Source organism: Fibrobacter sp., assembly GCF_017545445.1.
Lineage (GTDB): Bacteria > Fibrobacterota > Fibrobacteria > Fibrobacterales > Fibrobacteraceae > Fibrobacter.
This window is the reverse complement of sequence record NZ_JAFWOM010000016.1, coordinates 1-14,997: the sequence shown is the minus strand read 5'-3', so window position 1 is coordinate 14,997 and position 14,997 is coordinate 1. Positions and strand designations below refer to the sequence as shown.

Here is a 14,997-nt window from a genome sequence, read left to right as displayed (position 1 = left end):
TTAGTCGTCACTGAAGTCTGTAAAACATTCGAAATCGCCGTAATCGTCTTCGACTAAGTGGAAAAATCTTTCCATCTCGTTTACCGCGTTTTGCGTTAGCCATGTTCCGTAGCGGATCTTTATCGATAAATATATATCCTAACAACTGTCAAATTTTGTCTTTTTTAGAAAAAATGACACTGCTAGATTTGGATGCTAGTAAGGAAGGCAAAATTACGTTTTTTTATCAAGTTCTTGCATCAAGTTCTGGGTTTCGATAAGGATGGCGATGATCTTGCGATAATGTGAGATGTCATCGTATGTGAGGGTTCGATTTTTGCGATCCTTAAGCCACTTCTGGGCGGGTTGGTAACCGCCGATGTAGAAGTTCCAGGCTAGTTCAGGAACATTACCGAAATACTGATTCTTATTGATGAAAACCTTGCCGTAATTGTCATTCCCGGCTTGACCGGGAATCTCCTTTTCAAAACGAGTTTCGTTTACAACATTGTCGCCTTCGATGTTGAAGGAGGTCGCCTGCGGCGGGATTTCTTCCATCAGGTGCAACTTGCGGAGTTTGTTGCCAATGGAAACAATGCGTTCGAATTCTTCTTTGTTTTCGGGATAAGGAATACGCGGAAAATCGATTTTCAGGAATTCCTTGTTTTTTTCACGATAGGATGGCGTATGGAGAACTCCGTAGATGTAATCAAAAATCTGTTCAGGAGTTGTAATATGCGAATTGTCATTCTGAGCGTAGTTCCCTGAGCTTGCCGAAGGGAACGGAGTCGAAGAATCTAGGCATGCGTCGATCTTACGCCAAATTTTTTCGTCTAGATTGGGCTTGCGTGTTTCACCGATTTTTTCTTCACCTTCGGTAGGATAAAGGTAGAGCGGGAAAACGTTTCCACCACCTAATTTCCCTGCACTAGCAATAAGATTAATGTCAGATATCCGATTTGTGCAGAAAACATATTTCCAATCATCAATACATTGTCGAGAAACGCTTAAAGACAAATTATCCTTAATAAGATTTCGCATTAAGGCAAATCGATGTCTTTCAACCCTTTTTAAATCATAATCAAGGAAGCGATTATCAAGTACTCTATATGAATAGATTTGATTACATGACGAACTAATTGTATCAAATGACACTAATTCCGCATCATGATGCGTTTTGATACCGGCTGCATTCACTTTCATCAAGTCATCTATTTTGAAACCTTTCTCATATTCAATCTGAACAGAAAAATCTTTAGGTACAAAGAAAAATTGCGGTGTGTGTGGAGAAAGTTCTTTCCAAGGAATATCGCTGAACGAAGTTTTTGCAAGAAACGCGTATTTTTCAAAACGTTTACCGAAAAGTTCGTAATGATAAACTTTGGCTAGAGATCCTTCGACTTCGCCCTTACGGGCTTCGCTCAGGATGACACTCTGCTTTCTCTTAACGAAAATATTAATGCTTACGCCTTGCATGATGTCAAAGACGTTTTCATCTTTACTGCCGTCAGACGCCGTTTCTTGCTTTCGATAGTTCCCATGCAAATCAAGGATATAGATTTCGTCAAAAGTTTCCATCAATGCTTTCCGCATTTGCCGATGGATGATTCCATCTATAAAACTATTGTTCGAAATATAGGCCAGAATTCCTTCGCCATTCTTTTCTACATAATAATGGCCTAATCGAATGAATTTAATGTAATCATCCGAAAGGGGCTGAATATTCCTCTCGTTTAAATTCTTCTTGTAGGTTTCCGACAATTCTTGAATCCAAACGCTCTTATTGCTACTACTCACGCTATACGGTGGATTTCCAATCATCACCATCACGGGTGTATCACGCTTGACAAGGTTTGCCTCGTTCGCTTCTTGCGCAAGCCATTGTGCAAACAATGTTCCTGTGTCGTGGTCACATTCTTCGAGAGAATTTGTCAAGAAAATGCGGAGTCGCTTGTCCTGTTTCGCCTTGTAACCCGTCTGCGCCAGCACCATATCCAATTTCAAGTGGGCAACGGCGTATGGAGCCATCATAAATTCAAAACCGTTCAGACGAGGGAGCAAGTGTTCTTCGACATAATTTTGCCAAGCGCCCTTCTGATTCTCCATGCTAGAATAAATTTTATGCACAACCTCAGCAAGGAATGTTCCCGTACCCGTTGCCGGGTCGAGAATCTGCACTTTGTGGTATTCGCGGTTTTCGTACCTTTTGTGGTCCTTAGTGCGGTTGTCCGTATAGAGGTTCGAAGTTTGGCGAATTGTCACCTTACTTGTATCGGCAAGACCTTCACTCAAATGAAAACGAGACTTCAAAATTTCATCGACGGCATTGACGATAAAATGCACAACGGGTTCAGGCGTGTAATAAACGCCGCAGGCTTTTTTCTGCTTGGGGTCGTAATAGCGCAGAAAATCTTCGTAGAAATGAATCATCGGATCGGCTTGGCCCGTCGCCTTTCCAAAATTTTTCATGACCTTCGGCATGTCCGTCACACGGAATGTTTCTGCAAGGTCATCTACAATCCACGCGATGCTTGTATCTACATCAAATGCGGCAACATTCTGGAAAACTTTGCGCAAAAATGGATTCGTCTTGGGAATAAGGGTCGCGGCCTCTTCACGACTGAAAGTGTCGGGAGTATCATCGTGCAATCTTGCGGCAAACATTCCATAGCAAATCGTCTGTGCATAAATGTCTGCAAATTGGCGTTCTGTCAAATCGTGAATCAAGACTCTCTGAAAAGATTTCCATTGCCCCGCCAGCTCTCCCGTTTTTTCGCTATCGCTTTCGAGAGTCTTTTCAATCACTTCGGCAAGGAGTCGCGCCTTGGCGGCCATCATCTGCGCTAATTTTGTAGAACTCGTTATCTTCTGTGGATGGGCTTCAGCAAAGGCTGCAACCATACCTAAGAACATCGGAACATTCGCTTCTAATAGCTCAATTTTATTTCCCCTAATTTCTGCAATACGAACGCTACTAACAAACGTGCCATTTTCGTATCGATGAAAATCAAGATAGTCCGTGAAAAGGATATGGTCTAGGGAGTTCTTGTAACGGTTGAACTGTTCCTTGTGCTGGCGGTTTCCATCCAAGTCGCTATCGCCAACATCTTTCGCCTCTATGAACGCAACCGGAATCGATGTTGCTCCGCTCCCTTTCGCGATAATGTAGTCCGGCGCCCCGCACTGGATGCGGCTCGGCTCGTTAGTGATGGTGAATTTGGGGAGCAAGTCGCCAAGCAGTTTCGCAAGTGCTGGGCGATAGCTGTGTTCGGTCGCCTTGCCCGTAGAAAACTGCTTGGAAACCTCGTCGATGTATTGTGCGACGGCTTGAATTTTGCTCTTGTCCAAATCGGTCATGGCGGCTCCAGCGTTGCGAGAGCCGTTCCTTAATACACCGCGATTTCCACACAAAAAAAGGCGTGGAGTCGTAGGCTTATATGCTGGACGGGTCACCACAACCCTGCAATACATAAACACAAACGACCCACGCCCAATGCGGGCGTGAGCGTTCGTCCTATTCTGTATTGCTTTTAGAAGTGGTGATTTTCCAGCATTGAATAAGAGACGAATCTCAAAAATTCCGGTCGCCCCGAACCATTCGGTACGGAGCTATGTCTGTGGGAAATTTAGCATAAGGAGAGTGTCGCGACAACCATGCTTGCATGAGTTGGCATGACCGAACCGTGCTAAATGCCCTCGAAGAGGGCCAATGTAGTATAAAAGGAAAACGATGACCCCGTCCCCATACGCGGATCATGACCACATAAGCACTAAAGTGCTAAGTGGTCAAAGAGAACAGGTCCGGGGTGACATGAAAACGGTGATTCCGGCTCGGAGGCCGGAATGACGTGTGATGCGTGTGCTGGATTCCGGGGCAAGGCCGGAATGACGAAAAAAAACGGTGACCCCGGCACAGTGGCCGGGGTGACAAATGGAGCGGGCGTGACAAAAGAAGGGGCGTGACAAATGAGATATGTGTTATAGAGTTGACTCGATTATCTCCGCCATTTTGGTAATGTCCGCTTCGTGCATCAGGTGGTAATTGGAAAGAATGCGCTCAAGCGGGTAGTGCGAGAGAATTTCTGAAAAGGACTTGCAACCGCCCGCGATATCAAGGGCGAAAAGGGCAACGTGATCGCTGTCATCGGTGACGGTTCCCTGAGCGGCGGCGAAGCATTCGAAGGCCTCGACAACGCCGGCGAATACGCCACCAACTTTATCGTGGTCGTGAACGATAACGAAATGTCCATCGCCGAAGAAGCCGCGGCAGAACTCGCCAAGCAGGGAATCGACGCCACCATCATCAACCCGCGATTTGCAACCGGCATCGACTGCGAAGTGTTGGAAGGCCAGCGCGCCGACCACCAGGTTGTCGTGACGTTCGAAAACGGCGTGGTCGATGGCGGCTTCGGCGAAAAGGTTGCCCGCTTCTACGGCAACAGCGACATGCACGTACTCGTAAAAGGCCTCAAGAAGGAATTCTACGACAAGGTCCCCTACGGCGAGCTCATGGAAAGGAACCGCCTCACGCCCAAGCAGATTGTGGAGGATGTGAAGGCGGTACTGGGGTAGTTGATTTTTAAAAGACATAAAATTACGGTGAAGTGGAGCGCCGCTTCATATCTCCTTAAAAATTGGCGAAATTGCGCAAATTTCAGCATTCTGTCTTATACTGAAAAAAGTTGACACTATACAAAAGGCAGGTATAGTGCAAATGGAGACAAAACAGGTCGTAAAATCGATCCTTTCCCATGATGAAAATGGGCATCCCTTCTGGGAAGAAATCGTCACCGAGAAATACGTCTTTTCCGACGAGGACAAGATCGGAATCGTAGCGGAATACAACGCGGGGAAAATGACCGCGACACAGATCGTGGAAAAGTACCACCTGAGCGGCAAGCAGGTGCTGTTCAGCTGGATGGACCGCTACCTGCGTGAAGAATCGCTATCTTTGGGGGCAAGCGAGGCTGATGACATGGCCAAGAACCCCGATGAAAGGATACGCGAACTTGAACTCGAGAACCGTCGCCTGCAAAAGGCGTTGGAGGCCGAGGCCCTACGCGCGAAAGCCTTCGACACAATGATAGAGCTAGCCGAGAGCAAGTTCAACATACCCATCAGAAAAAAATCTGGCACCAAACGGTAGCCCTGCTACGCAGGAGACTTCCGGGCGCATCCCTGGAGGCCCTCTGCGGGCTGTTTGGTTATAGCAGGCAGGCGTTCTACAAGCGAGGCGACAACGACTTCGGGGCGGACGCCATCGAAACCATCGTCATTGATGCGGCACGCGAGCTGCGCAAGGACAATCCCGGAATCGGCTGCACGAAGCTGCACCGCATGATATCGGCAAGCATGGGCGGCTGCGGTGACATGCCGGGACGTGACACGTTCATCGAGATACTGCGCCAGAACGACCTCATGGTACGCATGCGGCGGCGACGTCACTACAGGACAACCAACTCGGAGCACAACTACAGAAAGTACCCGAACCTCGTAAAGGGGGTTGTCCCGAACCGTCCGAACCAGATATGGGTGGCGGACATCACCTACGTGGAGACGGACGAGGGCGTATGCTACCTGTCGCTCCTGACCGACTCCTACTCGCACAAGATCGTGGGCTGGGCGCTTGGCCCGACGCTGGAGACCCGATACCCGCTGGAAGCGCTCCGCATGGCTATCGCCACCGTGCCTCCCGGGCAAACTCACGCCCTGATACACCATAGCGACAGGGGCAGCCAATACTGCAGCTACGAATACGTGGACGATCTCAAGAAACACTACATCGGGATCAGCATGACGCAGAGTGGCGACCCGCTTGAGAATGCGGTTGCAGAACGCGCAAACGGAATCCTGAAAACGGAATGGCTATACAAGATGACGTTCCCAACGCGCAAGAAATGCCGCGAGGAACTGGAACGGATAATCAGCTTCTACAACGAAAAGCGGCCTCACATGAGCATAGGGATGCAGACTCCAGACGAAGCCCACGGGCAGGAAGGACCTCAAAAACGGTGCTGGAAAAATCCTTGGGAACGAAGGCAGGAAAAGAAAAAGATATCTTTGGAAGAAGGAAGTCCGGTCGGCGGTGACAACCCAGTCAGTTGAACAGTCAACCAGGTCAGTCATACCGGGAAAAAGTTGTAAACCAAAACAGTAAAAGTGTCAACCCGGTCCGTAAAATCACCCAAAAAGTGTCAACCTTTTTCAGGGATGGTCATGCTTTAAACATAATCAGCCAAAATTTGAGTTTTTAGTAGATTTTGGCTGAAAATATTGTTTTAAAAATGGCGAAATTTTGCTAAAAAAGGCGATTTTTGCTATAATCAGCCAAAACTCTAAAATTTGTTGCGTTTTGGCTTAAAATAAATGTATATTGTAGAAGAGGTAGAGTATGCGTGAAAAAATCATCGGAAGAACGGTTGAGCAAAAGATTCTAAGCAAGTTGTATTTGTCCGACAAATCGGAGTTTGTCGCTGTTTATGGCCGTCGTCGCGTTGGCAAGACTTTTATGATTAAGGAGTTCTTCGAAAACGAACTTCTGTTTTCTGTATCTGGACTTGCCAATGAAAAGACTGCAAAACAACTCGAAAATTTTTATTTGACGCTTCTGCATTATGATGAATCTCTAACGAACGAACCGAAAGATTGGCTGCAAGCGTTTGACTTGCTGATGCGTTTAGTGGAAAAATCGAACGCCAAACGCAAGGTTATTTTGCTTGATGAATTGCCGTGGATGGATACGCCCAAGTCGGGATTTATTTCTGCTTTGGAACATTTTTGGAACGACTTTGCATCGTCGCGTCATGATATTCTGCTTGTTGTTTGCGGATCGGCAACATCGTGGATGATGAACAAACTGATAAATAATCACGGTGGGCTTCACAATAGGCTCACTAGCCATATTCGCCTCAAGCCTTTTACGCTAAGAGAAACAGAAGAAATGCTTGAAAGTCGCGGATTCAATCTTTCCCGATACGAAATAGCTATTTGCTACATGATTCTGGGTGGAATCCCGTTTTATTTGGATATGCTTGATAGCGAATACAGCTTGACGCAAAATATCGATAGACTTTTGTTTACGGATGATGGCGGACTTTCTAATGAAATAGATAATTTGTATGCATCTTTGTTTAAAAACTCTACAGATTATATTAAAGTCGTAAAGGTTCTGAGTGAACGAAAAAGCGGCTTAAACCGTACAGAAATTCAGAAAGGAACAGGCATGAGTACTGGAGGCTCGTTCTCGACCATCCTTGAAAATCTCTGTTTCTGCGGTTTTGTAAAAAAGCACGATGCATACAACGATGGCAAAAAAGAGCAGTTGTATCAGTTAGTGGATTTTTACACGTTGTTCTATTTTTATTTTGCAGATGCAATTAAAGCGCACAAAAAAAATTTTTGGGAAAAATTTCAAACAAAGTCTGCTTTTTACACATGGGCGGGATTGACCTTTGAAATGCTTGCGTTTGAACACGTTGAGCTTATCAAAAAAACACTTGGCATTTCGGGGATTCTTTCGACGGAATATCCTTGCCGGATTGTTGGAGCGGATTCAAAAAACACGCAGATTGATATGGTCATTGACCGTGAAGACCGGACGGTCAACATCTGCGAAATGAAATTCAGTGAAAGCGAATATGCTATTGATTCCGATGAAGAAATTACGCTGCGTAATCGGCTCGCAGCTTATCGCAAAACGATGAAACGCAAACGGTTGTCTCTGCAACTTACTTATGTGACGACATTTGGTGTGGCAAAAAATAAGCATTCGGGTATTGTCAACAATCAAGTGAAATTGGATGATTTGTTTGGGTGAGATGATTTTTGATAAATATTTTTCTACTTTGTATGTCCATGAAATACTATTATAAAAAGAAATTCTTTTTTGCCGCTGTTTCGGTAATGGCGTTGTGGGCCTGCGAGTCTTCGAGCGCAAGTAAACCTGAAGCTGAAGAAGTCGATGTTGAGATTAATCGTTTTGATGCCTCTGAAGTGCAAACCGATTCGTTTGTTGATTACCGTGATGATCACAAGTATTATACTGTTACGATTGGTGAGCAAACCTGGATGGCCGAAAATTTAAACTATAAATTCAGCGATTCTACAGCGAGCAGTTATTGTTACAATGACAATGATGCCGCCTGTCGTAAATATGGTAGGCTGTATTCATGGTCCAGTTCTATGGTGCGCGGTGTTTGCCCTTCGGGGTGGCGCTTCCCAGATAACGAAGACTGGAAGACTTTGATAAAGGCTGTTGGCGATGTTGATTTCGCTGGCCGTTTTCTAAAATCAAAAACGGATTGGGACAATGAAGGCGTTGGCATTGACGATTACGGATTTGCTGTCTTGCCGGCGGGTTATCGTAATATAAAGGAACTCTATACGGGTGAAGCTTCTGTTGCGGCGTTCTGGTCGGCAACGGCTTACGATTCGACAAATGTTCTTTACTGGTCTTTTAATGAAAGCCATGAACATGCGGTTCGCAATTATGACGGTAAGAAAATGGCGGCTTCTGTTCGATGCATAAAGGGCTTAAAGATTACGTCGGACAACTCTTCTAGCAGTTCAAATGCTAAAAGTAGTTCAAGCGCCCAAAGCAGTAGTAGTTTTATGCCCGAAGATGTCAGTAAGTCGCTTTTAAAATACGATCCTGCCTTGGTTGAATATGATTCCGTTAAAGACCCTCGTGATGGTCGAGTTTATAAGACGGTTACCATTGACGGTGAAACCTGGTTGGCTGAAAATTTGAAGTATAAAACCTCTCTGATTAGTGAATCCACTTGCTATCCAAATGCAGATACCTGTGAATATTTTGGTCGTTATTACAGCTGGTCTGCGGCTAAGAATGCGTGCCCGGAAGGTTGGTTTTTACCCTCGGCTCAAGATTGGAGAGGACTATTAGATAAGCTCTCTGCGACGTCTCCGTGGGGAATTCTCGAAACGGTGTGCAGTACTGATACGATGTTTGTTGGGGCTAATCACGGAAAGAATGTGTATGGTCTTAATATTGGTTTTTCTCCTTTTTATGAGTCTTCTAATGCATCTTCTACAAATGGCTTCAATCTTGGAAAGAAAAAAGCTAGATATTGGGTTGGTGGAGGTGTAGTTGGGTATGGCACGGCTGAATTTGATTTTGTTGCAGATAAGTTAATCGTTTGGTCTTCGAACAGTAACTCTGGTTTTTATCCCGTTCGTTGCATAAAGAGGTAGGAACATGAAAAAGTTTTTATTGACACTTTCAATCGGAGCTACATTTGGCTTTATCGCTTGTTCTGAATCCTCGTCTGCGGCACCCTCTACTGAAGAGGAACTGAGCTCGTTTGTCGATTCCCGTGATGGCCATAGCTATAAAAAGGTGACTATCGGTGACCAGACTTGGATGGCCGAAAATCTCGAGTACAAAAAGGACTTTTATACGTGGAAAGAGGCTAATGATGCGTGTCCGGAAGGCTGGCATTTGCCCAATGATGAAGACTGGAAAAAGTTGTTTGACGAAGTTGGTGGTGCTGATTCTGCCGGAGCTAAATTGAAGGCTAATTCCGGCTGGGGTGTAAATCGAAATGGAACGAATCTTTACGGTTTTGCCGTGTCCGCCGATGGCTACTATAATGATGCGGATAAAATCGAGAAAAAGGGAATCACGGCTTTGTTCTGGTCTTCTACGGAACTCGACCGCGATAACGCTTACAACTGGAGATTTGACGGCGTTAGCGATTTTGTCTTCCATGAAGACAATGCAAAAAATTTCAAGCTTTCGGTTCGCTGTATCGAAGGTTCGTTGCCGTCAAGTTCGGATACTTTATCTACAGCAAAATCGTCGTCTAGTTCATCGCGGATAAGGCTCAGCAGTTCTAGCGTTGTTTATAAAGCGTCGGTCTATGATGATGCAAAGCATACGCTGACCGATGGCCGTGATGGTCATGTTTACAAGACCGTTACTATCAATAACCGTGTATGGATGGCCGAAAATTTGAATTTCAAATATTACTACAAATCGGCGCAAAGTTTTTGCTATCTAAACGATGAGGCCAATTGTTCAAAATATGGCCGTTATTATAACGCGGGCGCTGCGCTAGATTCCGCGAAGGCATTTTCGGATTATAGCTGGGAATGTGCCATGAATAAAAAATGCGATGGTTCCTTTGTGCGAGGGGCTTGCCCTGATGGCTGGCATATTCCCTCCATGTACGATTGGAATGAACTGCTTTATACGGTGGATGCCACCAAGGCGGGGAAAAAGTTAAAGTCGAAGCAAGGGTGGAAAGGAAATGAAGCAACGGATGATTATGGTTTTTCTGTTCTCCCGGCTGGTGTGAAGCTTGATGAAGGTGGCTTCATTAACGAAGGAACGGATGCTTATTATTGGACTCCTGCTAAATCGGAATCGGTGGCGTTCGATACAACGGACAAATATATTTTTTCCACTTACTCTGGTTTCCGTTCGATTAGATGTATCAAGGATTATACGGATAAGAATGAAATCCCCAAGCCGGATCATGAATTTGTTTATGGTACTCTTAAAGATTCTAGAGATGGTCGTACTTACAAGACTATTGAAATCGGAAATCAAGTATGGATGGCCGAAAACCTTAAAATCCCGTATCTTGAGGATACCACATTGAGTTCTTGCTATGACGGTAAAGCGGAAAACTGCGAAACCTACGGACGTTTGTATTTGTGGAGTGCCGCTATAGATTCTGCCATGGTATATTCAGAAGATGGGGCCGGATGCGGATATCGGTCGGATTGTCTGTTGCCCCACATTGTGAAGGGAGTGTGTCCTGATGGTTGGCGTTTGCCGGGTGAGTCCGATTGGATTGTTTTGAGGCAGTATGCAGGAGGTAAATCTGTTGCCGGTCAGAAATTAAAGGCTACACAAGGTTGGAGAAATAATGGAAATGGGTATGACTTATACGGCTTTAATGCCTTGCCTTTTGCTCCTGATTCTGCTCGCGTATTTTATTGGGGGCATGGTTATGTAAGTAATTCTCCCATAACAGAGTCTGCTGCTGTTATGAATTCGAATACATTGCAACTTTATGTAAGCACGGAGTTGAAATCGGAGCAAGGATATGTCCGCTGCATAAAATCAACAAGTGCCGATTCCAATTATACCGGTATGTATATAAAGGACGAAAGTACGTATGATTCGGTTGCAAATACGTTGACCGATTTCCGTGATAATAAGGTTTATAAAACTGTGAAAATTGGAGAGCAGGTATGGATGGCCGAAAATTTGAATTTTAATTATGAATGGGGTCGAGCTCATAGCTCCTGTAAATCTTATACAACAGAAGATAATAAAGAATGCAAACGTTATGGCCGCTTGTATGGTTTTCTTGCTGCCGTGGATTCTGTTGGAATATTCTCCGAAGACGCGAAGGGTTGCGGATTCAGTGAATGCCAAATGAAAGAAAAGGCTAGAGGCGTTTGCCCTCGTGGTTGGCATTTACCAAGCAACGATGAATGGGATGTCTTGATTCAGGCTGCGGGTGGAAAGTTTGTTGGTGGATTGAATTTGAAATCGACGGAAACTTGGCCTGAATCGAAGCCCGGTAAAGACTTGTTAGGCTTTGGTGCTTTGCGGTCTGGCTGTGCGGGAGTATATTCTAACACGACTTGTAACATGAGCTCTTCGACATATTTCTTTGGATCTACGGTGACCGATGGTTCCGTTGGATGTATTCGCCTGAGTGTTTCCGACGATAAGGTCGATCTCTTTGATGATAAAATATCTGTTCTATTAAGCGGTTATCAGTATGCGGTTCGTTGCATAAAAGATGACGAATAGTTTGGTTTAGATGCGATTGTGGGGGAAGTTGAAAAACATCCCCCTAAGCGCAGTGTCAAGAATGATCACCGACCGATTGTTCAGCAACTTTCGAACTTGGACTTGTTCAAAGATTTCAAAGTTCAGGCTCATACAATCGTGTGGAGCAACGGTGTCGATTTCGCCCCGGAGTTTATCAAGAGCTTGATTTAGATTTCGTATCTTTTGAGGCTCTTTTACTTCAACATTTTTTTCATGCTCCAGCTGCCGATTTTCTGGCCGTTATGCTCAATTTCGCATTCGTGAAAAACTTCGTAGCCGCGCTTGCTGTAAAAAGCGAGATTTTCCCGTGAATTCGTAAACAAGGCCAACTGCTTGCCGCCTCGCTCTCGCACGTATTCTTCTATATAAGTTAAAAACTGCGAACCGACGCCCTGCCCCTGTGCAGACGGATCTACTTCGAGCATGCTGAGATACCAGATGTCCGGTCCTAATTTCTGAAAATCGTGGCAGGGCTTGCTGGCATTTTCGTCCATGGCTATGAATCCGTTAATTTCACTCCATTTCGTATTAAGATAAACTCGCCAGAAACCATGAATGATGTACTGGAACGCGGAAGGTTTTTTGAACTCGGGAGCCTCCAGTGTTGCACGGGCAACTAGTTTGCCGTCCCGATGCACCGCCAACAAATCAGCCTTTCCATAGTTCGCCTTTAGAACGCAGCGCATAAAAATCAGTAGTCCCTTTCGGCTTTTCTCCATATCAGGGAAATAGAGCGTGACATAGTCGTAATTTTCGTACGCCCTGGCCATAATTAAGCCCGCTTCGTCGAGTTCCTCGCGAGCCTGTAATCCGAATACAAGTTCACTAGCCATATAGAGATACCCTTACCCCTCGAGCTTTTTGTTTTGGTTTTCAACATTTCTGGGCACTTCGACATTTAAGTAATGCTTCGCCTTAAAAATAAAAAAGAAAACCCATTTTTTATTGAAACGTCTTCCGATAGACTTTGATTCCAACAGCGTCCGCGGCTACGCTTAGTTGTGAAATTGTGTGACGACTGTTTCAATTGTATTTCCGTACGCTAGTCTTTCTTCTCGTTCCGCCCCCTCCAGACATCTTTTTTGCGTGTCGCCCCCAACTGTCAAAAATTTGACACTTTCTTTTGCTATATTGAATGAACCCCCGAACGGGGTGCCTGGCTGTGATTGCCGCTAGGCTTGTGTCACTGAGGGCCGTGCGGGCTGTGCTATCCAAACGTGGGTGTACGGTTCGGTGGACCCCAAATCCGGAAACGGAATCTACAAGTAGGAATCTCAAATGGATTTTTCTGCGATTATTGCTGAAGAGCTGAATCTTGAAGTGTGGCGCGTATCTAAGGCGCTCGAACTTATGGACCAGGGGGGCACGATCCCCTTTATCGCCCGTTACCGTAAGGACCAGACGGGTACTTTGAACGAAATTGAACTCCGCGACATCAGCCACCGTCGCGACTACCTCCAGGAACTTGTCGATCGCAAGGAAACGATCCTCAAGAGCATCGAGGAACAGGGCAAGCTCACGCCGGAACTGAAGGCTCAGATCGAAGCTTGCAAGGACAAGACTCTTCTCGAAGATATTTACGCTCCGTTCAAGCCGAAGAAGCGTACTCGCGCAACGATTGCAAAGGAACTGGGTCTGGAACCGCTCGCCCGCCTGATGTGGGCCCAGGAAAATACCGGAAACACGGCCGAAGAAATTGCACGCATTTATTTGTCCGAAGAAAAGGGACTCGCCGATCCGCGTGCAGCTCTCAAGGGAGCAGCCGACATCCTCGCCGAAGAAGTTGCAGACAACGCAGAATTCCGCCAGTACCTCCGCAACAAGGTCGAAAAGACTGGCGTCATGGTTTCCAAGGTCAAGAAGGATTTTGAAAAGCAAGAAACGAAGTTCAAGGACTACTACGACTTTAGCGAACCGGTCGGCAAGATTCCGAGCCACCGCATGCTCGCTCTCCGCCGTGGCGAAAAGGAAAAGGTGCTCCGCCTCTCCATCGAAGTCCCGAACGAAGAAATGATCGGTTATTTGCAGAACCAGGTCATCAAGGGTGACTCTGTCTGGAAGCCGTATCTCGAAGATATGTGCAAGGACGCTTGGGAACGTTTGCTCCAGCCGAGCATGGACAGTGAAGTGCGCCTCCTCCTCAAGGATGCCGCTGAAGAAGAAGCTTTCAAGGTATTCAGCAAGAACCTCCAGGACGTTTTGCTCGCCGCTCCGGCAGGCCACAAGGCTGTGCTCGCCCTCGACCCGGGTTTCCGCACGGGCTGCAAGGTCGCTGTGCTCGACAAGAACGGCAAGTTCATGGATCACGGCATCATCAAGCCGCATGAACCGTGGAACGACAAGGCCGGTGCAGCAGTTTATCTGATGAGCCTCATCGACAAGTATCAGATTGACCTCATCGCTATCGGTAACGGTACGGCAAGCCGCGAAACGGACGCTTTCTGTGGCGAAATGGCTCTCAAGTTCAAGGGCAAGGTTCCGCCGCGCGTTATCGTCTCCGAAGCCGGTGCATCTGTCTATAGCGCAAGCATGATCGCTATCGCCGAATTCCCGAAGGAAGACGTGACGACCCGTGGCGCTATTTCTATTGGCCGCCGCTTGCAGGACCCGCTTGCCGAACTTGTGAAAGTCGATCCGCAGTCCATTGGCGTGGGCCAGTACCAACACGACGTGAACCAGCGCGAGCTCAAGAAGCGTTTGGACGAAGTGGTGGAAAGCTGCGTGAACATGGTCGGTGTCGACGTGAACAGCGCTTCTGCTCCGCTCCTCTCTCACGTGGCAGGCCTCAGCAACACGCTCTCTGAAGCTATTGTGAAGTACCGTGAAGAAAATGGCGCTTATGCAAGCCGTGAAGATTTGAAGAAGGTCAAGGGCTTTGGCCCGAAGGCTTTCGAACAGGCCGCAGGCTTTATGCGTATCCCGGGTGCTGAAAATCCGCTCGACGATTCCGCTGTGCATCCTGAAAACTACGCCCTCGTCGAAAAGATGGCTGAAAAGGTCGGCGTTCCGGTCAAGGAAATGGTCGGCAATGCAGACGCTGTGAAGGGCATTAAGCTCGACGAATTCCTCTCCGATGAAGTCGGTCGTGCTACTTTGGAAGATATCCTCAAGGAACTCCAGAAGCCGAGCCGCGACCCGCGTAAGGAATTCCGTTATGCTAAGTTCGATGACCGCATCAAGACCATCAACGACCTCGTGACGGGTAG

Annotated in this window: 9 protein-coding genes and 1 pseudogene; 8 read left to right on the top strand and 2 right to left on the bottom strand. The window is 46.5% G+C overall.

Annotation, left to right across the window (positions count from 1 at the left end; all coding sequences use genetic code 11):
• Window positions 1-213 precede the first annotated feature (213 nt).
• Window positions 214-3,336, bottom strand: a complete 3,123-nt coding sequence (locus IKG78_RS01815) for a type ISP restriction/modification enzyme (protein ID WP_290938542.1) — start codon at window positions 3,334-3,336, stop codon at window positions 214-216.
• 744 nt (window positions 3,337-4,080) lie between these two features.
• On the opposite strand from IKG78_RS01815, the pseudogene IKG78_RS01810 reads away from it, so the two are divergent.
• The 7 genes and pseudogenes from IKG78_RS01810 to IKG78_RS01780 form a co-directional block, all read left to right on the top strand.
• Window positions 4,081-4,551: pseudogene (locus IKG78_RS01810) on the top strand (1-deoxy-D-xylulose-5-phosphate synthase N-terminal domain-containing protein); the annotation flags it as partial.
• Between the two features lie 142 nt (window positions 4,552-4,693).
• A complete protein-coding gene (locus tag IKG78_RS01805; RefSeq protein ID WP_290938540.1) occupies window positions 4,694-5,125 on the top strand; it encodes a transposase in 432 nt (143 codons plus the stop codon).
• A complete protein-coding gene (locus tag IKG78_RS01800) occupies window positions 5,107-6,084 on the top strand; it encodes an IS3 family transposase (RefSeq protein WP_366074566.1) in 978 nt (325 codons plus the stop codon). Before IKG78_RS01805 ends, IKG78_RS01800 begins: the two co-directional genes overlap by 19 nt.
• A gap of 286 nt (window positions 6,085-6,370) precedes the next feature.
• Complete coding sequence (locus IKG78_RS01795; RefSeq protein ID WP_290938538.1) at window positions 6,371-7,795, top strand: ATP-binding protein; 1,425 nt, start codon at window positions 6,371-6,373, stop codon at window positions 7,793-7,795.
• 38 nt (window positions 7,796-7,833) lie between these two features.
• A complete protein-coding gene (locus tag IKG78_RS01790) occupies window positions 7,834-9,189 on the top strand; it encodes an FISUMP domain-containing protein (protein ID WP_290938536.1) in 1,356 nt (451 codons plus the stop codon).
• Window positions 9,190-9,193: 4 nt separating this feature from the next.
• On the top strand, window positions 9,194-11,770 hold the full coding sequence (locus IKG78_RS01785; RefSeq protein ID WP_290938534.1) for an FISUMP domain-containing protein: 2,577 nt from the start codon (window positions 9,194-9,196) through the stop codon (window positions 11,768-11,770).
• Window positions 11,771-11,788: 18 nt separating this feature from the next.
• The gene (locus IKG78_RS01780; RefSeq protein ID WP_290938532.1) at window positions 11,789-11,962 is read left to right on the top strand and encodes a DUF2442 domain-containing protein; all 174 of its coding nucleotides are present in this window, start codon (window positions 11,789-11,791) and stop codon (window positions 11,960-11,962) included.
• A gap of 23 nt (window positions 11,963-11,985) precedes the next feature.
• Here the strand turns inward: IKG78_RS01780 and IKG78_RS01775 are convergent, their stop codons facing one another.
• A complete protein-coding gene (locus IKG78_RS01775) occupies window positions 11,986-12,624 on the bottom strand; it encodes a GNAT family N-acetyltransferase (RefSeq protein ID WP_290938530.1) in 639 nt (212 codons plus the stop codon).
• A 445-nt stretch (window positions 12,625-13,069) separates the two neighbouring features.
• On the opposite strand from IKG78_RS01775, the gene IKG78_RS01770 reads away from it, so the two are divergent.
• The coding region (locus tag IKG78_RS01770) for a Tex family protein (protein ID WP_290938528.1) at window positions 13,070-14,997 on the top strand (1,928 nt) is incomplete at its 3' end.

Excerpts from the sequence above, each read along its gene's own strand:
- IKG78_RS01815 (WP_290938542.1), bottom strand. The coding sequence starts at position 3,336 with ATGACCGATTTGGACAAGAGCAAAATTCAAGCCGTCGCACAATACATC.
- IKG78_RS01775 (WP_290938530.1), bottom strand. The coding sequence starts at position 12,624 with ATGGCTAGTGAACTTGTATTCGGATTACAGGCTCGCGAGGAACTCGAC.
- IKG78_RS01785 (WP_290938534.1), top strand. The coding sequence starts at position 9,194 with ATGAAAAAGTTTTTATTGACACTTTCAATCGGAGCTACATTTGGCTTT.
- IKG78_RS01805 (WP_290938540.1), top strand. The coding sequence starts at position 4,694 with ATGGAGACAAAACAGGTCGTAAAATCGATCCTTTCCCATGATGAAAAT.
- IKG78_RS01790 (WP_290938536.1), top strand. The coding sequence starts at position 7,834 with ATGAAATACTATTATAAAAAGAAATTCTTTTTTGCCGCTGTTTCGGTA.
- IKG78_RS01795 (WP_290938538.1), top strand. The coding sequence starts at position 6,371 with ATGCGTGAAAAAATCATCGGAAGAACGGTTGAGCAAAAGATTCTAAGC.